The sequence below is a fragment of the Halomonas sp. Y3 genome (assembly GCF_024137965.1).
Lineage (GTDB): Bacteria > Pseudomonadota > Gammaproteobacteria > Pseudomonadales > Halomonadaceae > Halomonas > Halomonas mongoliensis.
This window is the reverse complement of the sequence record NZ_CP099975.1, coordinates 12,545-39,397: the sequence shown is the minus strand read 5'-3', so window position 1 is coordinate 39,397 and position 26,853 is coordinate 12,545. Positions and strand designations below refer to the sequence as shown.

Below are 26,853 nucleotides of genomic sequence, written 5' to 3'. Positions count from 1 at the left end.
TCCTATCGCACGCCGTAGTGATTGCCTTGGCCGAACCGCCAGACGCGCGTAATGGAGAGGCTGTCCAGGCTCCCCATGCCCGCATCGAAGGGGCGATAGGGCGCCGCACCGTGAACGGTATCCAGCGCGGCCTGGTCGAGCTCGGCATGTCCCGAGGATTGTACCACCTCCGCCTGACGAAGCCCGCCGTCACGGCCGATCACCACGCGGATGCGCAGCTGCCCCTGGAGGTGGCGCGGCGCCGGATGCACCCGGTTGCCATAGTCCTCCACCCGCCGAGTCCAGTCGTCGATATAGCGCGCCTCGGCGGCACGCTGGGCCGCCAGCTGCGGCGCCTCGCCGGCCTGGCCGGCCGCCTCCGGCGCCAGCCCCTGCTCGCGGATGCTGCGGGTGGCCTGGGCCAGCAGGTCGCGGCCGGACGCCGAGGGGGCCGTGGCGCTGGGCGGGGCGGCGGCATCCGCCGCCTGGGGGGCGCTCTCCCGGGGCTCGGGAGGCGTCTCGACCTCCCGGGTGCTCTCGGCGGCGGGCGGTGCCTGCTCGTCGGGGCGGGCGTCGGGCTCGGTGCGCGCCTGCTCCGGCTCGGCCGGGGTGGCCGGGTCCACGTCGGCCACGCTCTCCTGCACCGCCGGCAGCTCCTCCAGGGGCGCGGCCAGGGACTCCGCCTGGGCCTCCTCCTGCTGCTCGCCGCTGGCCTGCTGGTCCTGCTCGGCGATCGCCTCGGCCTCCACCGGCGGCTCACCGGGGCGGCTCACCAGCACCACGTCGAGGCTAGAGCGCTCGACGGGCGGCGCGGCGAACTGCCAGCTCGCCACCACGCCGATCAGCGCCAGGTGCAGCAGCAGCGCCAGCGAGACGGCCAGCCAGCGCCGGTAGGGCCGGGTGACCGGGGCATACTGGATGGGATCGCTGACCGACCAGGACATGGGGGACTCCCGCTCAGCCGCAGCGGGCCTCGAGGCGGCGCTCGATGGCGTCGAGCAGCATGCCGGCGATGTCGGTGCCGCGCTGGTCATCGATCTCGCGCACGCAGGTGGGGCTCGTCACGTTGATCTCGGTGATGTAGTCGCCGATCACATCGAGGCCCACGAACATCAGCCCCTTGTCGCGGATCATCGGCTGCACCTGACGGATCAGCCAGTGGTCCCGCTCGGTGAGATCGCGGCTGACGCCGGTCCCGCCGGCGGCCAGGTTGCCGCGGGTCTCACCGGCCATGGGCACCCGGGCCAGGCCATAGGGCACCGGCTCGCCGTCCACCAGCAGGATACGGGTATCGCCGTCGACGATCTCGGGGATGTAGCGCTGGGCCATGATCTGGCGCTGGCCGCGCTCGGTGAGGGTCTCGATGATGGCGCCGAGGTTACGGCCATCGGGGCGCACGTGGAAGATCCCACTGCCGCCCATGCCGTCCAGGGGCTTGAAGATCACGTCCTGGTGCTCGGCGTGGAAGGCGCGCAGCTCGGCTTCGCTGCAGGCCACCAGGGTCGGGGTGCAGCACTGGGGAAACTGCTGGGCAAAGAGCTTCTCGTTGCACTCCAGCAGCGCCCGGGTGGGGTTGACCACCAGCACGCCTTCGCGCTCGGCGAAGCCCAGCAGGTAGACGGCGTTGAGGAAGTGGGCATCCACCGGCGGATCCTTGCGCATCAGGATCACGTCGAGCTCGGCCAGGGGGCGCGGCTCGGGCTCGCCCAGATCGTACCAGTGGGCCGAGTCGCGATGCACGGTCAGGTCGCGCAGTCGACCGAAGGACCGACCGTCGCGCAGGAAGAGGTCCCCCTGCTCCAGGTAGTGCAGCGAGGCGCCGCGGTCCTGGGCGGCCCACAGCATGGCCAGGGTGGTGTCTTTCTTGTAGGCGATATCGGCGATGGGGTCCATCACCACGCCGATCTTCAGGGCGCGTTCGCTCATGGGGTCGAGTTCCGATCGAGAGTGTGGATGGGGCCAGTATGCCGGCTAGTCGCCGCCGGGCGCCAGCCGGATACCGGTGGGCGACAGGGTGATCAGCCGGCGCTTGTAGAGCCGGCCGATGGCCTGCTTGAAGGCGCTCTTGCTCACCCCCAGCCGCGCCTTGATCTCGGCGGCGTCGCTCTTGTCGCCCAGCGGCAGGTAGCCGCCGCTCTCGCGCAGCGCCTTGAGCACCGCCTCGCCCACCACGTCCAGGCGCGCCTCCCCCGGCGGCAGCAGCGAGAGGTCCAGGCGGCCGTCGTCGCGCAGGCGCTTCACGTAGCCGGTGAGGCGCTGGCCCCGACGCAGCGGGCGGGTCACGTCATCGCGGTAGAGCAGCCCCCAGCAGCGGTGCTCCACCACTGCCTTGAAGCCGAGATCGGTCTGTTCGGCGATCACCAGGGTCACCTCGTCCCCGGCGGAGAGGCCCCGGGCCTCGTCGGCGACGAAGCGGTCGAGCTTCTGGGAGGCCACCGGCCGCCCCTGCTGGTCCTCGTAGATCCTCACCAGCACCCGCTTGCCCACGCTGGGCCGGAAGCGCTGCTCCCCGTAGGGCAGCAGCAGGTCCTTGGGGTGCCCCCAGTCGAGGAAGGCACCGGTCTCGTTGACGGTGACCACCTCCAGGTAGGCCACCTCGCCCACCGCGCACTTCGGGGCGCGGTAGCGCCGGCCGGCGGCGGGGCGCGAAGTACGCGGTTCACGGGAATCGGACATGGGGGGCTCCCTGTAGAGTGGGATGAGGAACGAAAGTGAGCGCTTACAGATCGCCGAAGCAGTACTGCAGCAGGCTCAGTGCCACCACCGGGGCGGTCTCGGTACGCAGGATGCGCGGCCCCAGGGTGAGCGGAGCGAAGCCGGCGGCCCGGGCGGCCGCGACCTCGCCCTCGGCGAGCCCGCCCTCGGGGCCGATCAGCAGGGCAACGCTTGCCGGCGCGGCATCCCGCTGCAGGGCATCCTCGGCGCCGGTGGCCGGGTGCAGCACCAGGCGCAGGGCTTCGTCGCGCTCGGCGAGCCAGTCGGCGAGCGCCAGCGGCGGGTGCACCGGCGGCACCACGGCGCGGCCGCACTGCTCGCAGGCGCTGGCCGCCACCGCCTGCCAGTGGGCCAGCTTCTTCGCCTCGCGCTCGCCCTTGAGGCGCACGTCGCCGTGCTCGGTGTAGAGCGGCGTGATGGCCGCCACCCCCAGCTCCACCGCCTTCTGGATGGCGTAGTCCATGCGATCCCCCTTGGAGATCGCCTGGCCCAGGTGCACGACCAGGGGCGACTCGCCGCCGCCCGCTTCGACGGCCTCGATGCGCGCCACCACCCGCTTGCGCGAGGCCTCCACCAGCACCGCCTCGGCCTCGTGGCCGGCGCCGTCGAAGAGGCGCAGCAAGGCGCCCTCGCCCAGGCGCAGCACCCTGGCCACATGGCGGGCGGGGCCCTCGGGCAGAACGACGTCGCCGCCGACGATGAGGTCGGCGGCGACGTGGATGCGCGGCGCTTTCCGGTAAGTCGTCACGGGTCGCCGTCGTCCTTACTGAGTGGCCTGAGCCTGGGCCTGCTCGGCTTCGCGCTTCTTCTTCTGGGCGTAGATCGCCTCGAAGTTGACCGGCGCCAGCATCAGGGGCGGGAAACCGCCGCGGTTGACCAGGTTGTCGATGCACTCCCGGGCATAGGGGAAGAGCACGTTGGGGCAGAAGGCGCCCAGGGTGTGATCCAGCTGGGCCCCCTCGATGCCGGCGATGCGGAAGAGGCCGGCCTGCTCGATCTCGGCCAGGAAGGAGGTGGTGCCCTCCTCGCTGTGGGTCACCTGGGCGGTGACCTTGATGACGACCTCGTAGAGGCCCTCGCCCACCTGCTGGCTGGAGGTGTTGAGGTCCAGGCCCACCTTGGGCTTGAAGGGCTGCTGGAAGACCGCCGGCGAGTTGGGGGCCTCGAAGGAGATGTCCTTCACATAGATGCGCTGCACGGCGAACTGCAGCTGGGGCTTGTCCTGCTGGCCGGCCGCCTGGCCGCCGGCGTTCTGGTTGTTCTCTTCCGCCATGGGAATGATCCTTTGAATCGGTGAACGAACGATGTATCGATTGGGGCTACTTGCGCACGACCGGCAGGCCGTCGGCCTGCCACTGCAGCATGCCGCCCTTGAGCTTGAGCACGCGAGGGTAGCCCGCCTTGGCCAGCTTGGCCACGGTCATGCCCGCCGACTGGCCGGACTTGCAGACGATGATGATCGGCTTCTCCTTGACCTTGTCGAGTTCGGACAGGCGCTCGTCGATGCGGCTCTGGGGAATGTTGCGGGCACCGGCGATATGGCCGGCCTTGAAGTCCCCGGCGTCACGGGTATCCACCACCACCGCATCCTCGCGGTTGATCAGCTGGGTCGCCTCGCTCGCGGTCACGCCGCTGGCGCTGCTGTTACGAACCTCGTAGAGGATCCAGGCGGTCAGCACCATCAGGAAGGCGCCCACCAGCAGCGGGTGGTTCTGCATGAATTCAAACAGCTGATCGATCATGGGTCCGGATAACTCTTGTCTCGGTGCACGAAGGGGAAGGCCGGGGCCACTCGGGCCTTTGCCGAACGGCGCCCAGTATACACGACGCCTGGCGGCCGGCGATGACGCCCGATGGGGCCATGCGATATGATGCCGCAATCCGCCATCTGCCGCGACCCCGCCCTTGCCTCGCCTGCCGAGCCGGCTGCGCCGGGCCCTGCGCCTGTGCCGCGAGCCGTTCAGGGCGTGAAGGTGTCGCCATCACTCCTCGAGGACAGCCCCATGACGAATTCCGCCAGCCCCCGGACACCGCGCCCCGTTGCCCTGATCATCCTCGACGGCTACGGCCACAACCCGGACTCGGCCCACAACGCCGTGCTGGCCGCCCGCACCCCGGTGATGGACCGCCTCCACCGCGAGCATCCGGCCACCCTGATCCACACCGACGGCCGCCACGTGGGGCTGCCCGACGGCCAGATGGGCAACTCCGAGGTCGGCCACATGAACCTCGGCGCCGGCCGCGTGGTGTACCAGGACTTCACCCGCATCACCAAGGCGATCGAGGACGGCGACCTGGACACCATCGCCGCCCTGACCGCGCCCATCGATGCCGCCGTGGCCGAGGGCCGCGCGGTGCACCTGCTGGGCCTGCTCTCCCCGGGCGGGGTGCACAGCCATGAGGAGCACTTCATCGCCATGGCCGAGCTGGCCGCCCGCCGCGGCGCCCGGCGCATCTATGTCCACGGCTTCCTGGACGGCCGCGACATGCCGCCCAAGAGCGCCCTGGCCTCCATCGAGCGCGCCAACGAGCGCCTCTCCGAGCTGGTCGGCGCCGACAACGGCTTCGTCGCCTCCATCATCGGCCGCTACTACGCCATGGATCGCGACAACCGCTGGGAGCGCGTCGAGAAGGCCTATCGCCTGCTCACCGAGGGGGTGGGCGAGTTCGAGGCGGTAAGCGCCGAGGAGGGGCTGCGCAGCGCCTACGAGCGCGGCGAGACCGACGAGTTCGTGGCCGCCACCAGCGTACGCCCCACCGGCACCCCGGTGGTCGTGGAAGAGGGCGACGCCGCCATCTTCATGAACTTCCGCGCCGACCGCGCCCGGGAGCTGACTCGGGCCTTCGTGGAAGACGCCTTCAGCGGCTTCCAGCGCCGCGTCTGCCCTCGCCTTGCCGGCGACGGCCTGGTGATGCTGACCCAGTACGCCGCCGATATCCCGGCCCCGGCCGCCTTCCCGCCCAACGAGCTGACCAACACCCTGGGCGAGGTGATGGAGCAGCGTGGCCTGACCCAGCTGCGCATCGCCGAGACCGAGAAGTACGCCCACGTCACCTTCTTCTTCTCCGGCGGCCGGGAGGCGGAGTATCAGGGCGAGACCCGGGTGCTGGTGCCCTCGCCCCAGGACGTGAAGACCTACGATGAGAAGCCGGAGATGAGCGCCGTCGAGGTCACCGACAAGCTGGTGGCGGCCATCGAGTCCGGGGAGCACGACCTGATCGTCTGCAACTACGCCAACGGCGACATGGTCGGCCACACCGGCGACTTCGACGCCGCGGTGAAGGCCATCGAGGCCGTCGACAGCTGCGTGGGCCGCGTGGTGGCGGCGATCGAGAAGGCCGGCGGCGCCTGCCTGGTCACCGCCGACCACGGCAACGCCGAGCAGATGGTCAACCCCGAGACCGGCAACCCCCAGACCGCCCACACTACCTTCGAGGTGCCGCTGATCTACGTGGGCCAGCGCCCGGCGCGCCTGCTGGAGGACGGCAGCCTCTGCGACATCGCCCCCACCCTGCTGGCCATGATGGACCAGCCGGTGCCCGAGGAGATGACCGGCCGGGTGCTGGTCGACTTCGACGCGGCCTCCTGACCCAGGCCGGCCCCATGGCCAGCCCGCACCGCCTGCCCCGACGGGCAGGCCGGCTCACGGTGGCGCTGCTGGCGCTCTGCCTGGCCGCGCCCCTGGCCGCCCAGCCCAGCGAGCGGGCGGCCCGGGAGCGCCTGGATGCCATCGGCGAGGAGATCCAGGGCGTCACCCGGCGCCTCTCTTCCACTCGGGACGCCCAGGCCGACGCCAGCCGCGAGCTGCGCCGGGTCGAGACCGCGCTGGGCGAGACCCACCGCCGCCTCGACGAGCTCCAGGCCGAGCGCAGCGAGCTGGCCGAGGAGGTCGTCACCCTGGAGCGGCGTCGCGACCTGCTGGAAGCGGAGCGCGCCGACCAGGTCGAGGCGCTGAACGTCCAGCTCGACGCCCTCTACCGCCTCGGCACGAGCCCCCAGCTCAAGCTGCTGCTCAACCAGGACGATCCCGCCCGCCTCGACCGCCTGCAGCACTACCTCAACCAGCTCTCCCGAGCCCGCAACGCGCGGCTCGATGAGCTGGCGCGCCTGGATAGCGCCCTCGGCGACAACCGCCGCGAGCTCGACCGGCGCGGCGAGCGCCTGGACGCCCTGGCCGCGGAGCTCGCCAGCCGCTCCAGCGACCTGGCCCGCCAGATGCAGGAGCGCAGCGCCCTGGTCGCCGAGCTCGACGGCCGCTACGCCACCGAGCAGGCACGCCTGGTGGAGCTGGAGCAGGATCGCGCCCACGCCGAACGGGTACTGCGCCAGGTGCAGGAGGAGCTGGCACGCCTGCAGCGCCCGCCCCCCTCCACCGCCATCGCCCAGACCCGGGGGGATCTGCCCTGGCCGGTACAGGGCAGCATCGCCTCGCGCTTCCGGGCCGGCGACGGCGTGCACCGCAACGGCATCCTGATCCAGGCGGGCGAAGGCACCCCGGTCAAGGCCGTCCACGCCGGCCGGGTGGTCTTCGCCGACTGGATGCGCGGCTTCGGCAACCTGCTGATCATCGACCACGGCGACCAGGTGATGACCCTGCACGCCCACCTGCAGCACTTTTCCGTCCAGCCCGGCCAGGCGGTCTCCCGGGGCGAGGTGCTGGGAGCGGTGGGGGCCAGCGGCGGCCACAGCCGCCCCGCGCTCTACTTCGAGGTGCGCCGGGACGGCAACCCCATCGACCCCCAGGGGTGGATCGCCGCCCGCTGAGGGCCCGGCTATTTCCCTGCCCGCCGTGACCGGGCTATGCTGGACCCTCGTCGTCCCGGAACTGCGGAGATCGCATGACCCCAGCGCTTCCCCTGCCTGGCAGGGCCCGCCTCGCCCGGTCGCCGCGTCGCCTGCTGGCCTCGCTGCTGCCCATCGCCCTGCTGGCGCTGCCCCTGCCCGCCATGGCCACGCCCGCGGCCAACGACCTGCCGGTGGAGGAGATCCAGACCTTCGCCGAGGTCTTCGAGCGCATCAAGCGCGCCTACGTGGAGGAAGTGGACGATGCCACCCTGCTGCGCAACGCCATGCGCGGCATGCTCAGCGAGCTCGACCCCCACTCCGCCTACCTGGACCGCGAGGAGTTTCAGAGCCTGCGCGAATCCACCCAGGGCGAGTTCGGCGGTATCGGCATCGAGGTGGGGCTGGAGGATGGCCAGCTGACGGTGATCAGCCCCATCGACGACACCCCCGCCTCCCGGGCCGGCCTACAGGCCCGGGACCTGATCCTGCGCATCGACGACACCCCCACCGAGAGCCTCTCGCTGCAGGAGGCGGTCAACCTGATGCGCGGCGAACCGGGCAGCCGCATCGAGCTGACCATTCAGCGCCGCGGCGAGAGCGCCCCGCGCAGCGTCACCCTGACCCGGGAGGTGATCCGCACCGAGAGCGTGCGCAGCGAGCTGCTGGAGCCGGGCTACGGCTACCTGAGGGTCAGCCAGTTCCAGAGCCGCACCGCCGACCAGGTCAGCGAGCATATCCGCCGCCTGGAGCGCGACGGCAGCCTGAACGGGCTGGTGCTGGACCTGCGCAACAACCCGGGCGGCGTGCTGCAGGCGGCCGTGGGCGTGGCCGACGCCTTCCTGGAGAGCGGCCTGATCGTCTATACCGAGGGGCGCCTGGCGGACACCGAGATGCAGTTCAGCGCCGGCAGAGACACTGCCGCACCGGAGGTGCCTCTGGTGGTGCTGATCAACGGCGGCAGCGCCTCGGCGGCGGAGATCGTCGCCGGCGCCCTCCAGGACCAGCGCCGGGCGGTGGTGATGGGCACCGAGAGCTTCGGCAAGGGCTCGGTGCAGCAGATCATGCCGCTGGGCAACGGCGAGGGGCTCAAGCTCACCACGGCGCTCTACTACACCCCCAACGGCCGCTCCATCCAGGCTCAGGGCATCGAGCCCGACGTGGAGGTGGTGCGCGGCCGGGTGGAGGTGACCGAGAGCGGACGCCAGGTGCGCGAGGCGGACCTCGAGGGGCACCTGCGCTCCCGGGAGGCGCCGCGGGAGCGCGCCGAGCTCAGCGAGCGCCTGCGCGAGGACTACCAGCTGGGCGAGGCCCTCAACCTGCTCAAGGCGCTCAACGTGCTGAGCCGGCGCTAGGCCGGCTCCGCCCGGCCCTTACCGGCACGACAGCGGCAGGCGGCCTCGATGCCCGGTCGCCTGCTGCAGCAGCAGGCGCTTCACGGGCGTGAGCCGATCCACGCCGCTCATGCCCAGGTTGCGGGCCAGGGCCAGGGCCGGGTGGCGCGCCCCGAAGAGCAGGCGAAAGCCGTCCATCAGCGCCAGCATCCCGGCGTTGTCGGCGCGACGCCGCCGGGCATAGCGACCCAGCCAGCGCTCGTTGCCCAGCCCCACCCCGCGGCGGCGCGCCGCCAGCAGCTCCTCGGCCAGCACCGCCGCATCCATGAGCCCCAGATTCACCCCCTGGCCCGCCAGGGGATGGATGCTGTGGGCGGCATCCCCCACCAGCGCCAGCCCCGGCAGCACATAGCGCTCCGCGTGTCGCTGCACCAGCGGGAAGGCGACGGTGCGCTCCACCACCGTCACCTCGCCCAGGCGGTGGTCGATGGCCGCGGCCAGCGCCTGCCCCAGGGCCTCGGGCGAGAGCCCCTGAAGCCGCTCGGCCTCCTCCGGTGAGGTGGACCAGACGATGGAGCAGTAATGGGACTCCCCCTCCAGGCAGAGCGGCAGGAAGGCGAGCGGGCCGGTAGGCAGGAAGGCCTGACGGGCCACCTCGCCATGGGCGCGCGCCACCCTGACCGTGGTCACCACGGCCCTGTGCCCGGTGTCGCGCTCCCGGGTCTCGATGCCGGCAAGCTCACGCAGCGGCGAGCGGGCGCCGTCGGCGGCCACCACCAGGGGAGCCACCAGGCAGCGGCCATCCGCCAGGCGCACCCGCCGCGCCTCCCCCTCGGCGGCCTCGAGACCGGCCACCCGGCCGCCCAGCACCAGCTGCACCGAGGGCAGCGCCCTCAGGCGCCGCTCCAGAGCCGCCAGGGTCACGTCGTTCTCGACGATATGGCCCAGGATCGGCACCCCGGCCTGGTCCGCGGAGAAGCTCACCTCCCCGCTGCCCTCGGCGTCCCACACCTGCATATGGCGGTAGGGGCTCACCCGCCGCGCCGCCATCCACTCCCAGGCGCCCAGCCTCTCCAGCAGGCGCTGGGAGACCGGCGTCAGGGCGCTGACCCGCATGGCGGGCTGGCCGCGCCCCACCGCCTCGGGGTCCAGCAGGGCCTCCCGGGCATCCACCAGGGCCACCTCGACCCCCGCCTCGCCCAGCAGGCAGGCCAGGGCGGCGCCCACCATCCCCGCGCCGACGATCACCACCTCGGCATGTGCCTCGCCGCGCTTCTCGGCTCCCGTGCTCATCCGGGGCGCCTCCTCTGCTCCACTCATGCCTTCTCCTCTAGCGTTCCAGGCCCATGGCGCGGCGCGCCAGCCCACGTCGCAGCGGACCCGCCAGGTTGAGACCGATCAGCCCTGCCGCCCGGGCATGGGAGAGCAGGGCGCTGTCGATGCCGAACAGCCGCACCAGGCCATCGCTGAAGCGGATCACGTTGTGGCGGTCGGCCTGGCGCCGCGCCTCGAAGTCGGCCAGCAGCGCCGGGCTGCCCGGCGCCTCGCCCCGCTCCCGACCCGTTTCCAGGGCCGCCACCAGGTCCATGACGCCGCGCAGCGCCAGGTTGAAGCCCTGGCCCGCCACCGGATGCAGGGCGTGGGCGGCGTTGCCCAGCACGGCGAGCCCGGGACGCGTGGTCTCACGGGCGGTGACCAGGCTCAGCGGGTAGGCGTGGCGGCTGCCCACCCGACGAAAGCGGCCGGCGCGGTCGCCGAAGGCGCGCTGCAGCTCGGCCAGGAAGTCGCCGTCCGAGAGCGCCAGCCGACGCTGCTCGGCGCCCAGCGGATGGGTCCAGACCAGCTCCATGGCGTTGCCGGCCAGGGGCAGCAGGGCGATGGGCCCCTCTGGGGTAAAGCGCTCCCAGGCCACGCCCCCATGGGGCCGGCTCATCTCCACGCTGGCGATCAGCGCCACCTGGTCATAGGGCTGGCTGTCGCTGGCGATGCCGAGCCGCTCCTTGAGGCCCGAGCGGCCGCCGTCCGCCAGCACCGTCAGCCCCGCCTCGAGCTCACCGCCGTCGGAGAGCCTCAGCCGGTGCCCGCCCGTCACCGGCGCGATGGTCTCGACCCTGGCCGGGCAGTGCCAGGCGATGGGCAGACCGGCCAGACGCCGATGGAGCACCTTCCCCATCCAGGCGTTGGGAATCACATGGCCCAGGGCCTCGACGCCCAGCTCCTCGCCGGTCAGCCGGGTGGCGCCGAAGCGCCCCCGCTCGCTGACGTGGATGGTGCGAATCGGCGCCGCCTGCTCGGCCATGGCGGACCAGAGCTCCATGGCGGTGAAGTGCTCCGCCGAGCCTCGCGCGATGGCGCTGGCCCGGGCATCGAAGCTGGGCTGGAAGGGCGCACTCGCCAGCTCCAGGATCGGCGTGGCCTCGATCACCGCCACCGAGAGTGCCCCCTGCTCGATTAGCGGAGCCAGGGCGCAGGCCAGGCTGGCACCCACCAGCCCGCCGCCGACGATGGCGATATCCACGCTGGCGGGGGCGCTACTCGGGTGCTTGTCGGTTCTGTTCATCTCATCTCCGCCACGAAGGAATCATAATGTAATTTACATAATGCAAACTCACCGCTCTTCATGCCGGGTCATTTCCTCGCCATCAGCGCTTCGATCTCGCTCACCCGCTTGGGGACGCCGGTCGTCAGCACCTCATGGCCGCCGGCAGTGACCGCCACATCGTCCTCGATGCGGATGCCAATACCGCGGAAGGCTTCGGGAATGTCGTCATCGGCGGGAACGTAGAGGCCAGGCTCCACGGTCAGCACCATGCCTGGCACCAGGGGACGCGGCTCACCGCCCTGCCGATAGGCGCCGACGTCGTGGACATCAAGCCCCAGCCAGTGGGAGGTGGAGTGGAGGTAGAAGCGCCGGTAGCTCTCGTCGTCGATACGCGCCTGCACCTCGCCCTCGAGCAGCCCCAGCTCGATCAGCCCCTCGGTGAGGCCGCGCACCACGCCCTCATGGAGTCTGACCAGGGTCACCCCGGGGCGGATCGCCGCCACGGCCTGCTCCTGCACCCTCAGCACCAGCTCATAGAGGGCCCGCTGGGCCTCGCTGAAGCGGCCGTTGACCGGGAAGGTGCGGGTGATGTCGCCGGCATAGAGGTCGAACTCGGCGCCGGCGTCGATCAGCACCAGGTCGCCGTCCGCCAGGGGGGCCTGGTTCTCGATGTAGTGCAGCACACAGGCGTTGGCGCCGCCACCGACGATGCTGGCGTAGGCGGCGCCACTGCCGCCCTGCCAGCGGAACTCGTGCTCCAGCTCCGCCTGGAGGTGATACTCGGCGAGCCCGGGCCGCGCCGCCCGCATGGCCCGCCTATGAGCCCTGGCGGAGATCTCGGCGGCATGGCGCAGCAGGGCCAGCTCCGCCTCGCTCTTGATCAGCCGCGCCTCGTGAATCAAGGGGAGCAGATCGGCCAGCGCCTCCGGGGGCCTGGCCCCCTGGCGCACCCTGGCCATCAAGGCACCGCGCACCTCCTCGGCGATGGCCATCGCCTCGGCACTGTCCAGGGGCAGGTAGAGGGTGTGCCGGCCGTCCAGCAGCGCCTCCAGGCGCTCGTCACGCTCGGCGTTCTCGAAGGCCTGGTCCACGCCATGCTCGCGCACCGCCCCCTCGGCCCCCAGGCGAATGCCGGTCCAGGCCTCCATCAGCGGATTGCGGTCCTGGCAGAAGAGCACGCACTCGCCCTCCGCGCGCCCCGGCAGCAGCAGCAGCAGGGCGTCGGGCTCGGGAAAGCCGCTCAGGTAGTGGAAGTCGCTGTCCTGGCGGAAGGGAAACTCGCTGTCGCGGGAGCGGGTGACCAGGGAGGCGCCGGGCAGCAGCACGGCGCTGTCGGCGGGCAGGGCGTCCATCAGGGCGCGACGCCGGGCACGGTACTCCTCGTTGGCGATGGGGACGGGGCGGGTCAGGATCTCGGGCAGCATGCAGGCTCCTCTGGCTGGGCTCGAAGCAAGGATCAGTGGCGGGTACCGCTCTCGGCGTTCTCGACCTGGGGCCTGCCGGGGTGCTGCTCGGTGTAGAGCAGCATGGCGGCCATGCGCACATGCTCGGTGAGGGCGAAGAGGTCCCCTTCGTTCTCGGCGCTCTCCTCCAGGTCGGTCTCCATGGCGGCGATACCCTCGAGGTCCTCCACCGCCTCCCGCAGCGCCGGCGACCAGGCCTTGCGCGGCGCGTCACCGGCGTCCTGGATCACCTCCATGAAGCCGAGCGTCCACTCCTTGAGCCCCTGGGCGCGCTCGGCCAGGGAGAAGAGGTCATCGGGGAGCAGGGGCTCGAAGCCCAGCTCGCTGGCGGCGAGCGCATCCAGGGTCTGGCGGCGCCAGCCCAGGAAGCGTTCGGCGGAGGGCTCGTCGCGGGGCTGTTCGACCCCCAGCGCCAGGCACACCTCCTCCAGCCAGGCCTCGGCAGAGAGGTCCTGCATGGCCAGGCCGGCGCAGAGCCGCCCGTCGAGGAAGGCCGGCGACTGCATGCTGCCATGCAGCAGAAAGAGGTCGGCAATGGTCGAGAAATCCTGGCGTTCGTTGATCAGTGACATGGGAAGATCCGTACTGGCAGCGGGCATGGCAGAGCCCCGGGAAGGGAGCGGCGCGTTGACCGCCCCGGAAGGGCTCTCTTATAGTGAGGTCCAAGACCTTTCCTGCCATGGATGTTAACGCATCGGGCCACCGGGGCGCGCGGCAGCGCTCTCCACAGGCCGACTCGGAGCCCTTCGATGACCGACGCCTCGCGTCCGACCACCGACATCACCCTGCTGGGACGCAGCTATGTGATCGCCTGCGAACCCGACCAGCAGGCCAAGCTTGAGCGCGCGGCCCGCTATCTGGATCGCGCCATGAGCGGTATCCAGGCCCAGAGCAAGCTGCTGGGCACCGAGCGTATCGCCATCATGGCGGCCCTCAACATCACCCACGAGCTGCTCGAGGCGCTGGATGCCCAGCGTGCCGGAGAGCGCAGTCTGGACGAGCTCAGCGCACGCCTGGAGCGCGCCCTGGCCGATGCCCCCCAGCGCTGACGCCGCCCCGGAATTCATTGGCCCGCCCGCGAGGCTCTGTTAGGATGAAGATGTTCCCTGGGGTGTTTGCCAGTCGTTATAGTCCCTCGAGCCTATGCGCAGTACCCAGGGGGCCATATGCTAGCCGGACCCGTGTGCATGTCCGCGCGTCGGAAAGCCTGACGGTTCGGCTGCGGCCACCCACCTTGAACCACTGGGTTCAAGGGCCAGAACGACAGCGGCACTCTGGGGAACCTCGTCTGCCATGCTCAACGTCATGACGACAGCTGCCGCACCCCTCTCCCTCGATACCTTCGACGGTTCACGTCGCGAGCTTCGCCGCGAACTACGCAGGCGCAGACGCGAGCTGACGCCCCGACAGCGCCGTGAGGCCAGCGAGCGCCTCTGTCGACGACTGAAGGCGCTGCCCGAAGTACGCCGTGCCCGCCGCGTGGCGCTCTACCTGCCCAACGATGGCGAGATCGATCCCTCCCCGCTGATCGGCTGGTTCCAACGCCGCCGGGCTCGCGTGCACCTCCCGGTGCTGCGCCCGCTCTCGCGCAACTGGCTGTGGTTCGTGCACTACCACACCGCCACCCCCATGGTGAATAACCGCTACGGCATCCCCGAGCCCGAGACCCGTCACGGCGCCCATCGCGCCAGGCGGCTACCCGCCTGGGCCCTGGACCTGATCCTGTTGCCCCTGGTGGGCTTCGACGACGATGGCAACCGCATGGGCATGGGGGGGGGCTTCTACGACCGCACCCTGGCCTTCACTCGCCGGCCGGGCCCCCGACCGCGGCTGATCGGCCTGGCCCACGAGTGTCAGCGGGTCGAGCGGCTGCCTGTCGCCCCCTGGGACGTGCCGCTGGATGCCATCGCCAGCGACGCTCGCATCGTCCAAACGTGAACGGGGCGATGCCGGATGGCATCGCCCCGTGGAATGGCAGGCTCTCGGGTCATGACGCCAGGGCGTTCAGCTTCTCTCTCAGCTGCCGGCCAGCGCCTGGGCATAGCCGGTCGCTACCACGCCGACACAGAACAGCAGCACCAGTGCCATGACCAGATCGGGCTTGCGCTTCATTATCGACTCCGTAGGGAATGCCACAGGGAACAGGACTGGGCAGGACTATAGGGCGATTGGCCAGTCACGACAACCGCTTCCGCTCAACGCTTACCCTTTGAAACACTGGCGGGGCAAGGCCTGCAGCGGGAGTCAGCGCTTACCCCCGCCGGCACACCGGGTCAGGCCATGAAGAGCCGATAGGCGGCGTTGTCCGTCTCCTTCCAGTAGCGATAGCCGATCTCGTCGAAGTACTCCTCCACGTGGGAGCGATCGCCGCCCGGCACCTGCATGCCCACCAGCACCCGGCCGTAGGCGGCCCCGTGGTTGCGGTAGTGGAACAGCGAGATGTTCCAGTCGTGGGGCAGGTGGGTCAGGAAGTTCATCAGCGCCCCGGGGCGCTCGGGGAACTCGAAGCGGTAGACCTCCTCGTCGAACTGCGCCTTGGGCCGGCCGCCGCCCAGGTGGCGGATATGCAGCTTGGCCAGCTCGTTGTCGGTGAGGTCCTCCACCGGATAGCCCGCCTCCCGCAGCCGGTCGATCACTCCCTGGCGATCCTCGCCGCCGGGCTTGACCTGGACACCGACGAAGATATGGGCGTTCTCGGGGTCCGCGTAGCGGTAGTTGAACTCGGTGACCATCCGCTTGCCGATGGTGCGACAGAACTTCTTGAAGCTGCCGGGCTTCTCGGGAATGGTCACCGCCAGGATCGCCTCGCGCTGCTCGCCGAGCTCGGTGCGCTCGGCGATATGCTGCAGGCGGTCGAAGTTGGTGTTGGCCCCGGAGTTGATGCAGAGCAGGGTCTGCCCCTCGGCGCCGGTCTGCTGGATGTACTTCTTGAGGCCGGCCAGGGAGAGCGCCCCGGAGGTCTCGGAGACCGCCCGGGTATCATCGAAGATATCCTTCACCGCGGCGCACATCTCGTCGGTATTGACGGTGATGACGTCGTCGATCAGGTCGCGGACGATGGAGAAGGGCACCTTGCCGATCTGCGCCACCGCCACCCCCTCGGCGAAGACGCCGACCTGCTCCAGGGTGACCCGCCGCCCGGCCGCCATGGCCGCCTTGAGGCAGGCGCTATCCTCGGCCTCGACGCCGATCACCTTGATGTCCGGGCGCAGGTACTTCACATAGGCCGCCACCCCGGCGATCAGGCCGCCGCCGCCCACCGGCACGAAGATGGCGTCCAGCCGACCGCCGTGCTGGCGCAGGATCTCCATGGCCACCGTGCCCTGGCCGGCGATCACGTCGATGTCGTCGAAGGGGGGGATATAGGTGTAGCCGTGCTCCTTGATCAGCTCCTGGGCATGCTCGGCGGCCGCGGCAAAGGCGTCCCCCTTGAGCACCACCCTGGCGCCCCGGGCGCGCACCGCCGCCACCTTGATCTCCGGGGTGATGCGCGGCATCACGATCACCGCCTTGACGCCCATCTGCCTGGCCGCCATGGCCAGGCCCTGGGCGTGGTTGCCGGCGGAGGCGGCGATCACGCCCTTGGCCTTCTGGGCCTCGCTGAGCTGGGCCATCTTGTTGTAGGCCCCGCGAATCTTGAAGGAGTAGACCGGCTGAAGATCTTCGCGCTTGATCAGGATGGTGTTGTTGAAGCGGCGGGAGAGGAAGGGCGCCGGAGAAATCGGCGTTTCCCGGGCGGCTTCGTAGACCCGGGCCTGGAGAATCTTCTTGACGGTAGCTTCGAGCATCCTGATATCCCAGAGGCGTGACGCGGCGGAGGCAGCCGATTGCTGCGCTGCAGAGAACCCCTATTGGTAGCATCCCGGCCGGCCTGGCGTCCAGCGGCGCCATCGGCAGGCGGGCCTCGCTGTCCTATAATGGCGCCCGACCTCTTGCCCACCCATCCCCCCCACCGGAGAACGAACCATGACCCAGGCCAGCCTGACCCAGGATCAGCTGAAGGACGCCGTGGCCGCGGCCGCCATCGACGAGATCAAGCCCTGGCTCGAGCGTGGCACCGTGCTCGGCATCGGCACCGGCTCCACCGCCAACCTCTTCATCGACCGGCTGGCCGCCCTGCGCGACGACTTCAAGGGGGCCGTGGCGAGCTCAGAGGCCAGCGCCGAGCGCCTGCGCGGCCACGGTATCGAGGTCTTCGAGCTCAACAGCGTGGGCACCGTGCCCTTCTATATCGACGGCGCCGACGAAGTGAACGCTCACCTTCACATGATCAAGGGCGGCGGCGCGGCCCTGACCCGGGAGAAGATCGTCGCCGCCTGCGCGGAGCGGTTCATCTGCATCGCCGACGCCTCCAAGAAGGTCGAGCGGCTGGGCGAGTTTCCGCTGCCGGTGGAGGTCATTCCCATGGCACGCTCCTATGTGGCTCGGGAGCTGGTCAAGCTCGGCGCCGATCCGGTCTACCGCGAAGGGGTGGTGACCGACAACGGCAACCAGATCCTCGACTGCTTCGACTTCATGATCGACGACCCGGTGGCCATGGAAGCGCGCATCAACGCCATCGTCGGCGTGGTCACCAACGGCCTCTTTGCCGCCCGGGGTGCCGACGTGCTGCTGCTGGGCGGCGAGCAGGGCGTGGAGCGGCTGACCCCCGCCTGATCCCGACCCGCCGAAGTGACTGCTCACTTCGGCGGCAGCAGCCGCGCCAGGCCCTCCAGGGTACGCTCAAGCGACCCGCGGTTGGCCGCCACCACGGCGTGGCCCGCCTCGCCGAGCCGGCGCCGCTCGGCGGGGTCGGCGAAGAGCGCCGCCAGGGAGGCGGCCAGCGCCGCCTCGTCGGCCGCCTCCACCAGGGCATCGGCCTCGCGCAGCGTCTCGGCCACCTCCTCGAAGTTGGCAAGCTCGGGGCCGGTGAGCACCGGCACGCCGAGGGCGGCCGGCTCCAGCAGGTTGTGGCCGCCGATCGGCACCAGGCTGCCCCCCACGAAGGCGAGATCCCCCGCGCCATAGAGCGCCAGCAGCTCCCCCATGGTATCCCCCAGGTAGACCGCCGTGTCGGGCGTGGGCCACTCATCCAGGGAGCGGCGCGCCGCCGGCATGCCCGCCTGAGCGCAGAGCGCCGCCACGGCATCGAAGCGCTGGGGATGCCGCGGCACCAGTACCAGCATGGCGTCAGGGCAGCGCTCCCGCAGCCGGGCGTGGGCGACCAGCAGCGCCGCCTCCTCGCCCTCGTGGGTGGAGCCGGCCACCCACACCGGCCGCTCTCCCAGGCGAGTACGCAAGCGCTCACTCACCTCGAGCGCCTTGTCATCGATGGCGATATCGAACTTCAGCGAGCCCACCACCGTCATGCGCGCCTCGACCATGCCCAGCTCGCGAAAGCGCTGCGCGTCGTCACTCGACTTGGCGGCCAGCCAGTCGACGCAGGCCAGCGCCTCGCCCATCAGGGGGCGCAGGCGGCGATAGCCGCGGAAGGCCCGGGGGGAGAGCCGGCCGTTGACCACCGCCACCGGCACCCCCTGCCGGCGGCAGGCATGCAGCAGGTTGGGCCACAGCTCGGTCTCGAAGAAGAGCGCCAGCCCCGGGCGCAGCCGCGAGACGAAGCGCGCCGCGGCGGCGGGAAAGTCCAGGGGGATGAAGCGGTGGACGAGGCGCTCGTCGCCTCGGGATGCCGCCAGGGCCCGGGCACGCTCGGCGCCGGTGGCGGTCATGGTGGTCAGCGTAAGGCGGTGCTCGGGGTAGCGCTCGAGCAGCGCCTCGATCAGCGGCCGGGCCGCCAGCACCTCACCCACGGAGGCGCAGTGCAGCCACAGCATGGGCTCGCCGGGGGGCGTCCGGGGAATGCGCCCCAGGCGCAGGGCCCGGGGACTCTCGCCGCCCTCCCCGCGGGCGTCAGTGAGCGCATGCTCACGGCGGATGCGCCGCCAGATCAGCGGTGACAGAGCGAACAGCGCCGTCGAGTAGAGCCCCCGGGCCCAGCCCATCAGGCCTCACGGTCGAGGATGGTGGAGATCATCGCCGTGGTGGAGACGCCATCCTCGAAGCCGAGCACCTTCACCTCGCCGCCGGCCTGGCGCACCGCCTCACCGCCGGCGATCTGCTCGGGGCGGTAGTCGCCGCCCTTGACCAGGACATCGGGCAGCACCGCCTCGATCAGCCGCTGGGGGGTATCCTCGGCGAAGGGCACCACCCAGTCCACGGCGCCGAGGCCGGCCAGCACCTGCATACGCCGCGCCAGAGGGTTGATGGGACGCTTGGGCCCCTTGAGGCGGCCGATGGAGGCGTCGTCGTTGACCGCCACGATCAGCCGGTCGCCGAGCCGGCGCGCCTGCTCCAGGTAGGCCACGTGGCCGGCGTGCAGGATGTCGAAGCAGCCGTTGGTCATCACCACCCGCTCGCCCCGGGCCTGGGCGGCGCGCACCGCCTCGATCAGCGGCGCCTCCTCGATCACCCCGAATTCGGCCAGCTTGTCGCCCTGCAGGGCGGTGTAGAGCTCGGCGATGGAGAGAGTCGCGGTGCCCTGCTTGGCCACCACCAGGCCGGCGGCCAGGTTGGCCAGGGTCATCGCCTCGGGGAAGGCGTGGCCGGCGGCCAGGGCCAGGCCCAGCACGCCGATCACGGTATCGCCGGCACCGGTGACGTCGTAGACCTCCCGAGCCCGGGTCGGCAGGTGCAGCGGCTCGTGGCCCTCGCGGATCAGGGTCATGCCCTTCTCGCTGCGGGTGATCAAGAGCGCCTCGAGCGCAAGCTCGACGCGCAGCGCCTCGCCGCGCTCGGCCAGCTCGGCGTCGTCGCGGCAGTGGCCCACCACCGCCTCGAACTCGGCCAGGTTGGGGGTGATCACGCTGGCCCCGCGGTAGCGGCGGAAGTCGCTGCCCTTGGGGTCCACCAGCACCCGCTTGCCGCTGGCGCGCACCAGACGGATCAGCTCCCCGATCCGGTTCAGGGTGCCCTTGCCGTAGTCGGAGAGGATGACGAGATCCGCCTCGGGCAGGGCCGCCTCCACCTCCGCCAGCAGGCCCGAGGTGTCCACCTCGCCGAGCCCCTCCTCGAAGTCGAGGCGGATCAGCTGCTGGTTACGGCTCATCACCCTGAGCTTGGTAATGGTCGGAATCCCTGGGCTGCGGGCGAAGTGAGTGCCCACTCCGGCATCCTCCAGACGAGACACCAGGCGGTCGGCGTTGTCGTCGTCTCCCACCAGACCCGCCAGGGACGCATGGGCGCCCAGGGAGGCGATATTGAGCGCCACGTTGGCGGCGCCGCCGGGGCGGTCCTCGCTCTCCTCCACCCGTACCACCGGCACCGGCGCCTCCGGGGAGATCCGCGAGGTACCGCCGTGCCAGTAGCGATCGAGCATGACGTCGCCCACCACCAGCAGGCGTGAGCGTTCCAGGGCGGTCAGATCAAGTTTCATCGTCGGGAAGCTCTCTTTCCGGGTGAGTAGCGGCGGCGTGATCGAGCACCGCCTCCAGGCGCTCGATCACATCTTCGGCGTGGATCAGCGACATGGCGTCGGGGTGGCGCACCCGCTGTCCCCAGGAGATCTCCTCCGGGGCCTTGTGCAGGTAGGTGCGTACGGCATCGGGGTAGCGATTGACCACGAAGTCGCGCCAGCAGTAGGGGGCGGCGCGGTCGGGGTTGGTGGTGGCATAGAGCCCCACCACCGGGGTGCCCAGGGCGTTGGCCATGTGCACCGGCCCGGAGTCCGGAGCGATGACGGCCCGGGCCCGGTCGATCAGCGCCAGCAGCCCCTTCAGCGAGGTACCGCCGATGGCGTCGATCACCGAGCCGGGCTCGCACAGTGACTGGATCCGCTCGCCCATCTCCCGCTCCTGGGTGCTGCCGCCGCCGGTCAGCAGCGTGGCCAGGCCGTGCTGCTGCCAGGCGTGCTGGATCACCGCCGCATAGCCCTCGGCGGACCAGTTGCGGAAGTTGCGCAGCCGCGGGTTGGCGCAGGGGCTCATCAGCAGGTAGGGGGCATCGTGGGTGAGCGCCCGGGCCTCGTCATAGGCCGCCTCGGGCACCGGCAGGTCCCAGGCCGGGGAGAGGTCCTCGACCCCCAGCAGCCGGGCAAAATCCATAAAGGAGTCCAGCACGTGTGCCCGGGGATGGGGCGCCAGCTGGCGGTGGGTGAACCAGTGCTGGGCATCCTTGGCCCGGGCCTTGTCGAAGCCCACCCTCACCTCGGCCTTGAGGCCCAGGGAGAGCGCGCTGGCACGCAGCGCCTGCTGCATGTGCAGCAGCACGTCGAAGCGGGTATCGGCCAGCTCGCGCCACAGCGCGCGCATGCCGGCGAGGCCCGAGGCCTTGTCGTAGACCACGAACTCGACCCCGGAGAGGCCCGCCAGTAGACTGTGCTCGCCCTTGCCGATGATCCAGGTGATGCGCGCCTCGGGCCACTGGCGCTGCAGGGCGCGAACCGTCGGTACCAGGTTGCAGACATCGCCCAGGGCGGAGAGTCGCAGCACGCCGATGTGCCGAGGTTGTGCAGGCAGAGGATGCTTCATGGGGTTGGCAACATATCGAGCGGGAAAGGTTTTCATTCTATATGATGCGGCGCGTTTATGTGACGCCGAGGGGGCCGTCGCCCCCGAACCATCGCTCTTCGACCCCGAAGGATGGCGGGCCCGGGGCCGCGTCACCGGCGAGGCCCCCGGCCGCGGCGCGAGCCTCTTCCTGGACCCCCGCGCCGGCCGCGAGTGGGTGCTGCGTCCCTACCGCCGGGGCGGCCTCATCGCCCGGCTCAGCGCCAGGCGCTACCTCTGGACCGGCCTGGAGCGCACCCGCGCCTTCCGGGAGCTGCGCCTCACCGCCGACCTCCACCAGCGCGGCCTGCCGGTGCCCACCCCGGTGGCCGCCGCCGTCACCCGCCACGGCCTCACCTACGAGGCCGCCCTGATCACCGAGCGCATTCCCGGCGCCCGGGCCCTGGCCAGCCGGCTGGAAACCGACAAAGCCGACGACGACCTGCTGAGGCGCGTCGGCACCACCATCCGCCGCTTCCACGACGCCGGCCTCGACCACGTGGATCTCAACGCCCGCAACCTGCTGGTGGATGAACATGGCGCGGTGTGGCTGATCGACCTGGACCGCTGCCGCCTGCGCCCGCGGGGCAGCTGGCAGGCCGCCAACCTGGCCCGCCTCGAGCGCTCCCTGGTGAAGTTCGGCGCCGCTGATGCCATGGCCTCCATACGGCGCGGCTACGGAAGCGGCTAGCTCAGGACGCAGCGTACTCCTCGACCAGGCTGGCCACATGGGCCGCCAGGGTAAAGTCCTTCTCGACGCGGCGCCGAGCCGCCTGCCCCAGGCGGCGGCGCAGCTCGGCGTCGCCGGCCAGCTCGGCCAGCGCCTCTGCCCAGGCCGCCGCTTCCTCGGGGGGCGCCAGGCGTCCCGTCTCGACATCGAGAAGTTCGGGAATGGCCCCGCTGTCGCTGCCGATCACCGCCCTGCCGGCGGCCATGGCCTCGATCACCGTCAGGCCGAAGGCCTCGTTGCGCGAAGGGACGCAGACGACGTCGAGGGCCTCGAAGAGGCGCGCCAGGTCGCGGCGAAAGCCGGTGAAGGCGATACGCGCCTCGAGACCCAGCGCCTCGATACGCTTGCGCAGCGCCGCCACATGGGCCTCGTCGCTGCCCTCCTGTGCCGTGAGGCCGCCGATCAGCACACCGTGCCAGGCAAGCTCGGGCCGAGCCTCGGCCAGGCGAGCCAGCGCCTCGACCCACACCTCCTGGCCCTTGCCCGGCGTCAACCGGCCGGGCAGGCCAATGGCCACGGCGCCCTCGGGCACGCCCAGCTCATGGCGCAGCGCAAGGCGCGCCTCTTCGTCGAGACAGGGCGCATAGGGAGCGGGGTCGATGCCCAGGTAGAGACGCCGGATGCGCTCGGCGGGCAGCGGGAAGGCCGCCAGGTTGCGCTGCCGGGTCGCCTCGCTGATGGAGAAGAGCCGGGTAACCTTGCCGTAGGCCCAGCGGTGGTAGGGGTCCTTCTTGGGGCGTGTCACCCCCATATGGTCGGTGAAGAAGAGGCGCAGCGATGGCCGCAGGGTCGCCAGCAGCGCCCCCAGGCGCAGGTCGCTGGACTTGTGGCAGTGGATCACCTCGATCCCGTGTGCCTTCAGATAGGCCAGCACGCGCCCTGCCGCCAGCAGCGCCCGCCCCTTCGAGGCCAGGGTCAGCGGCTCGACGCCGGCCTCGCGGAAGCTCTCGGCGACCCGGGAGCCGGCCAGGGCCAGGCCGTGGGCCTGCCACCCCTGGCGGGCCAGCTCGGGTATAATCCGAGACGGATACATTTCCAGTCCGCCCCAGCCGCTGGAGAGACAGATATGCAGGACCTTGTGCGACAAGGCTGACTCCTTCGGTATCTCGGGGCTCGGGAGCCCGGATGACTGCAACTTCCACCGCCCGGGGCGCCGCGCCGCGCCTGCTGGTGGTTCGCAATGACAAGCTCGGCGACTTCATGCTCGCCTGGCCGGCCCTGGCCCGCCTCAAGGCGGCAAGCCCTGCCCCCCGGGTGAGCGTGCTGGTACCGGCCTATACGGCGCCCATGGCGCGCCTCTGCCCCTGGGTCGACGAGGTGCTGCTCGACCCGGGCGATGGCGCCTCCCGCGCCGAGCAGCGCCGGCTGCTGGCCGAGGTGAAGGCGGCACGCTTCGATGCGCTGCTCACGCTCTTCTCCACGCCGCGTATCGGCTGGCTGGGGTGGCGTGCGGGCATTCCGCTGCGCTTGGCCCCGGCCACCAAGTGGGCGCAGCTATTCTACAACCGAAGGGTGGTGCAGCGCAGGTCGCGCTCGGAAAAGCCGGAGTACCGCTACAACATCGAGCTGGCCGAGGCGCTCCTGAGCGAGCTCGACCTGACACCGGATATCGAGCCCGAGCCGCCCTGGTGGCCCCTCCCGGAAGGCGAGCGCCGGGCCCAGCGCCGGCGCCTCGCCGAGGAGCTCGGCCTCGACCCGGCGCGGTCCTGGGTGTTCCTCCACGGAGGCAGCGGCGGCTCGGCGGTCAACCTCTCCCCCGCGCAGTATGTGCGGCTGGTGCAGGAGGTGGATGCCCGCCTGCCGATGGAGAGACGCGCCCAGTGGGTGCTGACCGCCGGTCCCGGCGAGGAGGCCACCGCCGAGGCGATCCTGGCACCGCTGCGCGAAGCCGGCCTCGAGGCGCAGCGCCTGCCGCCGCGGGCCGGCCTGGATGACTTCGCCCGGACGCTGGCGGCGGCGGACCTCTTCATTGCAGGCTCCACCGGACCGCTGCATATCGCCGGCTGTCTGGATATCGCCACCGCCGGCTTCTACCCGGCCCACCGCTCCGCCACCCCCCTGCGCTGGCAGACCTGCAACCACGCCGAGCGCCGCCTCGCCTTCTGCCCGCCCGCGGATGCCGGCGAGCAGGACATGGCAACCATCGACATTCCCGCGGCGGCCGAGGCGGTCAGCGATCTCTTGTGCCGCCTTCCGGCGGCGGTGACGTCCGGGTCCTGACCCAGAGGTCGGCGTACTTGGCGAAGGTGGAGTGGGCCGAGAGCAGCGCCAGCAGCAGCCCCTGACGACCATCGAGGAAGCCCGCCTTGAGCAGGTACATGCGCAGGAAGCAGCCGATACCGTGGCCGATGCCCGCGGCGAGGCTGCCGCGCTTGCCACGTGCCGCCCGCTGCTCGGCCCAGGCCTGGGCATAGTGGGCCGACTTCTCGAGGTAGTGGCGCAGGTCGCGGTAGGTGTAGTGCAGCAGATCGCCCTCGAGAGGCCGCACCGGCAGCTCCTCGGGGTTTTCCAGCTTCTCGTGGACCAGGGCGTCGTTGTAGCCGGCTCGGCCGCGGGGATAGAGGCGCGCCACCCGGTCGGGGTACCAGCCGGAGTGGCGAATGAAGCCGCCGAAGCACCAGGAGAGACGCGGCAGGGTGTAGATCGCCGGGCTATCCTGTGCCACCGCGGCCTGCAGGCTCTCACGCAGCGCCGGCGTCACCCGCTCGTCGGCATCCACCATCAGGATCCAGTCGCTCTCCACCAGGGCTTCCGCCCGCTGCCTCTGCACCCCGAACCCTTGCCAGTCGTCCTCCACCGCCACCTTGTCGGTAAATTCCCGGGCGATCTCACGGGTCCCGTCGCTGCTGCCGGCGTCCACCACCACGATCTCGTCGACCCAGTCGAGGGTCTCCAGGCAGGCAGGCAGGTGGTCCTGCTCGTTCTTGACGATGAGCACGGCGGCGATGGACATGGCGTTTCCTTGGCAGAGGTTTGGCAGGCGCCCAGTGTACGGTGACCGCCATGCCGGGACCAATGTCGTGAACGCCACGACTTGATAAGCTGTTGGGCCACCCCTGAACCGGTGTTGCACCATGCTAGGTCGTCAGCTAGGTCATCAACTGCCTGCTCCGCTGCGCCATCCCCGCTGGTGGGCCCTGCTCGCCATCGGCCTCTGCCTCGGCTATGCCGCGGTGACCATCAGCCTGCTGCCCTTCTGGGCCCTGCCGCCGATCGCCGGGGCCTGGCTGGGCGCCGGCTGGCTGCTGCGCTGGGGTGCCCCCTATCGGCCGAGACCGCCGGCCCGGGTATGGCCCTGGTCGCTGCTGCCGCTGGCCCTGTGGGGCCTCTATGTCTACCTCAACGACAGCTTCGGCATCGTCGACCTGGGGGCGATCTTCTTCCACCTCCAGGCCGGCATGTCCGACCACGGCGGCAGCGACCGCCTGGTCGCCGCCGCGCTCTACTGCCTGAGCATGCTCGCCCTGCTGGCCGCCTTCACCTGGCTGGTCCGGGTCGACCACCGCTGGCGCCTTGGCGAGCGCCTGCTGGCCCTGGTGCTGCTGGCCAGCAACCCTCTGCTCTACGGCATGACCCAGCGCGGCGCGGCCATCGTCACCGACGACGGTGCCTGGCTGGACCGCCGCTATGTGGCGCCGGTGATCGAGGAGACTCCCTCCAACCCACCCAACCTGCTGCTGCTCTACCTGGAGAGCATCGAGCGCACCTATGCAGACCGGGAGCGCTTCGGCGACGCCTATGCCGACCTTGACCTTCTGGGGGAGCGCGGCCATGTCTTCGAGGGGGTACGCCAGCTCGACAACACCGGCTGGACCATGGCCGGCATGATCGCCAGCCAGTGCGGCACGCCGCTGATGCCGGCAGGCCTGCTCCACGACCGGCAGTTCTCGCCGCTGGAGAAGGTGGTGCCCGGGGTCGACTGCCTGGGCGACCTGCTCAGCGAGCAGGGCTACCGGCTCAGCTACCTGGGCGGTGCCAGCACCGGCTTTGCCGGCAAGGGGCTCTTCTACGAGGGGCACGGCTTCGAGACCGTGCTGGGACGCGAGCAGCTGGCTGAGCGCCTCGAGAACCCGGAATATCTGAACAACTGGGGGCTCTACGACGACTCCCTCTACGACTTCACCGTCGAGGAGATCCAGCGCCTGGACGCCGAGCACGACGGCCCCTGGGGCGTGGTCAACCTGACCATCGCCGGCCATGCCCCCAACGGCTATCCTGCCCAGGCCTGTATCGACCGCCAGGGGGAGTTCGACGGCGTGGATATCCTCTACTCGGTGGAGTGCTCGGCCTGGCTGGCCCGGGACCTGGTGGAGCGCCTGGAGGCCGAGGGGCTGCTGGAGAACACCCTGGTGGTAGTGGCCAGCGACCATCTGACCATGCGCGTCTCGGTGTGGGACCAGCTGATTGCCGGCGAACGCGACAACACCTTCATGCTGCTGGGGCACGGCATCGGCGCCGGCGTCCGTACCTACCGCGAAGCGTCCATGGTGGACCTCTTCCCGACCATTCTCGAGGCCATGGGCTTCGGCATCGACGGCCACCGGGCCGGACTCGGCGTCTCCCTGCTCGCCGGCGAGGAGCACGCCACCCTGGTGGAGGCCCACGGCCTGGAGGGCATCAATGCCCGGATGCGGGAGGAAAACGCCCTGCAGAAGCGCCTCTGGGAAGGCCTGGTGCCCCAGGGCCGCAGCGAGGATGCCGCGGAGCCGGAAAGGCGCGATGCCCAGGTGGTAGAGAGCCCGCTGGACGCGACCGGCGAAGTGCCGGCCAGCGTCCAGTAGCGCC

24 protein-coding genes, 1 other RNA gene and 1 pseudogene are annotated in these 26,853 nt (G+C 70.8%); 10 read left to right on the top strand and 16 right to left on the bottom strand.

Annotated features, from left to right (window positions below; translation table 11 throughout):
- Positions 1–2: 2 nt before the first annotated feature.
- Genes NHL60_RS00175 through NHL60_RS00150 form a run of 6 tightly spaced genes read right to left on the bottom strand, consistent with a single transcriptional unit; the run spans position 3 to position 4,436 of the window.
- Positions 3–923, bottom strand: a complete 921-nt coding sequence (locus tag NHL60_RS00175; RefSeq protein ID WP_253447372.1) for a TonB family protein — start codon at positions 921–923, stop codon at positions 3–5.
- Between the two features lie 13 nt (positions 924–936).
- Positions 937–1,905 (bottom strand): glutathione synthase, encoded by a 969-nt coding sequence (gshB, locus tag NHL60_RS00170; protein WP_253447369.1) that lies wholly within the window; start codon positions 1,903–1,905, stop codon positions 937–939.
- A gap of 45 nt (positions 1,906–1,950) precedes the next feature.
- Positions 1,951–2,655, bottom strand: a complete 705-nt coding sequence (locus NHL60_RS00165) for a S1 RNA-binding domain-containing protein (RefSeq protein ID WP_253447366.1) — start codon at positions 2,653–2,655, stop codon at positions 1,951–1,953.
- A gap of 43 nt (positions 2,656–2,698) precedes the next feature.
- On the bottom strand, positions 2,699–3,442 hold the full coding sequence (locus NHL60_RS00160) for a 16S rRNA (uracil(1498)-N(3))-methyltransferase (protein ID WP_253447363.1): 744 nt from the start codon (positions 3,440–3,442) through the stop codon (positions 2,699–2,701).
- Between the two features lie 15 nt (positions 3,443–3,457).
- Entirely contained in the window at positions 3,458–3,967 is a 510-nt protein-coding gene (gene secB / locus NHL60_RS00155) for a protein-export chaperone SecB (protein WP_253447360.1), read from the bottom strand.
- Between the two features lie 46 nt (positions 3,968–4,013).
- Positions 4,014–4,436, bottom strand: a complete 423-nt coding sequence (locus tag NHL60_RS00150) for a rhodanese-like domain-containing protein (protein ID WP_253447357.1) — start codon at positions 4,434–4,436, stop codon at positions 4,014–4,016.
- A gap of 261 nt (positions 4,437–4,697) precedes the next feature.
- Here NHL60_RS00150 and gpmI point away from each other — a divergent pair, with 261 nt between their 5' ends.
- The 3 genes from gpmI to NHL60_RS00135 all read left to right on the top strand — a co-directional run bounded on the left by gpmI (position 4,698) and on the right by NHL60_RS00135 (position 8,832).
- On the top strand, positions 4,698–6,284 hold the full coding sequence (gene gpmI, locus NHL60_RS00145) for a 2,3-bisphosphoglycerate-independent phosphoglycerate mutase (protein ID WP_253447354.1): 1,587 nt from the start codon (positions 4,698–4,700) through the stop codon (positions 6,282–6,284).
- Between the two features lie 14 nt (positions 6,285–6,298).
- Positions 6,299–7,459 (top strand): murein hydrolase activator EnvC, encoded by a 1,161-nt coding sequence (locus tag NHL60_RS00140; protein ID WP_253447351.1) that lies wholly within the window; start codon positions 6,299–6,301, stop codon positions 7,457–7,459.
- Positions 7,460–7,533: 74 nt separating this feature from the next.
- Positions 7,534–8,832 (top strand): S41 family peptidase, encoded by a 1,299-nt coding sequence (locus NHL60_RS00135; protein WP_301271081.1) that lies wholly within the window; start codon positions 7,534–7,536, stop codon positions 8,830–8,832.
- An 18-nt stretch (positions 8,833–8,850) separates the two neighbouring features.
- Here NHL60_RS00135 and NHL60_RS00130 read toward each other — a convergent pair whose 3' ends face one another.
- From NHL60_RS00130 to NHL60_RS00115, 4 genes are all read right to left on the bottom strand, one after another.
- Complete coding sequence (locus NHL60_RS00130; RefSeq protein ID WP_253451915.1) at positions 8,851–10,104, bottom strand: UbiH/UbiF/VisC/COQ6 family ubiquinone biosynthesis hydroxylase; 1,254 nt, start codon at positions 10,102–10,104, stop codon at positions 8,851–8,853.
- Positions 10,105–10,141: 37 nt separating this feature from the next.
- Complete coding sequence (gene ubiH / locus NHL60_RS00125) at positions 10,142–11,371, bottom strand: 2-octaprenyl-6-methoxyphenyl hydroxylase (RefSeq protein ID WP_253447348.1); 1,230 nt, start codon at positions 11,369–11,371, stop codon at positions 10,142–10,144.
- 68 nt (positions 11,372–11,439) lie between these two features.
- Entirely contained in the window at positions 11,440–12,777 is a 1,338-nt protein-coding gene (gene pepP / locus NHL60_RS00120; RefSeq protein ID WP_253447345.1) for a Xaa-Pro aminopeptidase, read from the bottom strand.
- 32 nt (positions 12,778–12,809) lie between these two features.
- The gene (locus NHL60_RS00115; RefSeq protein WP_253447343.1) at positions 12,810–13,388 is read right to left on the bottom strand and encodes a UPF0149 family protein; all 579 of its coding nucleotides are present in this window, start codon (positions 13,386–13,388) and stop codon (positions 12,810–12,812) included.
- Positions 13,389–13,565: 177 nt separating this feature from the next.
- Between NHL60_RS00115 and NHL60_RS00110 the strand changes: the two genes are divergently transcribed.
- The 3 genes from NHL60_RS00110 (at position 13,566) to NHL60_RS00100 (ending at position 14,754) form a co-directional block, all read left to right on the top strand.
- Positions 13,566–13,865, top strand: a complete 300-nt coding sequence (locus NHL60_RS00110) for a cell division protein ZapA (protein ID WP_253447341.1) — start codon at positions 13,566–13,568, stop codon at positions 13,863–13,865.
- A gap of 51 nt (positions 13,866–13,916) precedes the next feature.
- A non-coding RNA gene (gene ssrS, locus NHL60_RS00105) (6S RNA) lies at positions 13,917–14,101 on the top strand.
- Positions 14,102–14,109: 8 nt separating this feature from the next.
- On the top strand, positions 14,110–14,754 hold the full coding sequence (locus NHL60_RS00100) for a 5-formyltetrahydrofolate cyclo-ligase (protein WP_253447339.1): 645 nt from the start codon (positions 14,110–14,112) through the stop codon (positions 14,752–14,754).
- A gap of 335 nt (positions 14,755–15,089) precedes the next feature.
- Here the strand turns inward: NHL60_RS00100 and ilvA are convergent.
- Positions 15,090–16,628: pseudogene (gene ilvA, locus NHL60_RS00095) on the bottom strand (threonine ammonia-lyase, biosynthetic); the annotation flags it as partial.
- Positions 16,629–16,797: 169 nt separating this feature from the next.
- Between ilvA and rpiA the strand changes: the two are divergent.
- Entirely contained in the window at positions 16,798–17,472 is a 675-nt protein-coding gene (rpiA, locus tag NHL60_RS00090; RefSeq protein ID WP_253452322.1) for a ribose-5-phosphate isomerase RpiA, read from the top strand.
- 23 nt (positions 17,473–17,495) lie between these two features.
- Here rpiA and waaA read toward each other — a convergent pair whose 3' ends face one another.
- Genes waaA through NHL60_RS00075 form a run of 3 tightly spaced genes read right to left on the bottom strand, consistent with a single transcriptional unit; the run spans position 17,496 to position 21,320 of the window.
- Positions 17,496–18,797, bottom strand: coding sequence for a lipid IV(A) 3-deoxy-D-manno-octulosonic acid transferase (waaA, locus tag NHL60_RS00085; protein WP_253447335.1), 1,302 nt, complete (start codon positions 18,795–18,797; stop codon positions 17,496–17,498).
- On the bottom strand, positions 18,797–20,227 hold the full coding sequence (gene hldE, locus NHL60_RS00080) for a bifunctional D-glycero-beta-D-manno-heptose-7-phosphate kinase/D-glycero-beta-D-manno-heptose 1-phosphate adenylyltransferase HldE (protein ID WP_253447333.1): 1,431 nt from the start codon (positions 20,225–20,227) through the stop codon (positions 18,797–18,799). Before hldE ends, waaA begins: the two co-directional genes overlap by 1 nt.
- Positions 20,217–21,320, bottom strand: a complete 1,104-nt coding sequence (locus NHL60_RS00075; protein ID WP_253447330.1) for a glycosyltransferase family 9 protein — start codon at positions 21,318–21,320, stop codon at positions 20,217–20,219. The genes hldE and NHL60_RS00075 overlap by 11 nt, the downstream gene beginning before the upstream one ends.
- Here NHL60_RS00075 and NHL60_RS00070 point away from each other — a divergent pair.
- Complete coding sequence (locus tag NHL60_RS00070) at positions 21,319–22,029, top strand: 3-deoxy-D-manno-octulosonic acid kinase (protein ID WP_253447327.1); 711 nt, start codon at positions 21,319–21,321, stop codon at positions 22,027–22,029. The genes NHL60_RS00075 and NHL60_RS00070 overlap by 2 nt on opposite strands.
- Before the next feature lies 1 nt (position 22,030).
- Here NHL60_RS00070 and NHL60_RS00065 read toward each other — a convergent pair whose 3' ends face one another.
- Entirely contained in the window at positions 22,031–23,155 is a 1,125-nt protein-coding gene (locus NHL60_RS00065; RefSeq protein WP_253447325.1) for a glycosyltransferase family 4 protein, read from the bottom strand.
- A 38-nt stretch (positions 23,156–23,193) separates the two neighbouring features.
- Here NHL60_RS00065 and NHL60_RS00060 point away from each other — a divergent pair, with 38 nt between their 5' ends.
- The gene (locus tag NHL60_RS00060) at positions 23,194–24,288 is read left to right on the top strand and encodes a glycosyltransferase family 9 protein (protein ID WP_253447322.1); all 1,095 of its coding nucleotides are present in this window, start codon (positions 23,194–23,196) and stop codon (positions 24,286–24,288) included.
- On the opposite strand, the gene NHL60_RS00055 is transcribed toward NHL60_RS00060, so the two are convergent.
- The gene (locus tag NHL60_RS00055) at positions 24,239–25,021 is read right to left on the bottom strand and encodes a glycosyltransferase family 2 protein (protein WP_253447320.1); all 783 of its coding nucleotides are present in this window, start codon (positions 25,019–25,021) and stop codon (positions 24,239–24,241) included. The genes NHL60_RS00060 and NHL60_RS00055 overlap by 50 nt on opposite strands.
- 121 nt (positions 25,022–25,142) lie before the next feature.
- On the opposite strand from NHL60_RS00055, the gene NHL60_RS00050 reads away from it, so the two are divergent.
- Positions 25,143–26,849, top strand: coding sequence for a sulfatase-like hydrolase/transferase (locus tag NHL60_RS00050; protein WP_253447317.1), 1,707 nt, complete (start codon positions 25,143–25,145; stop codon positions 26,847–26,849).
- The last annotated feature ends 4 nt before the right edge of the window (positions 26,850–26,853 follow it).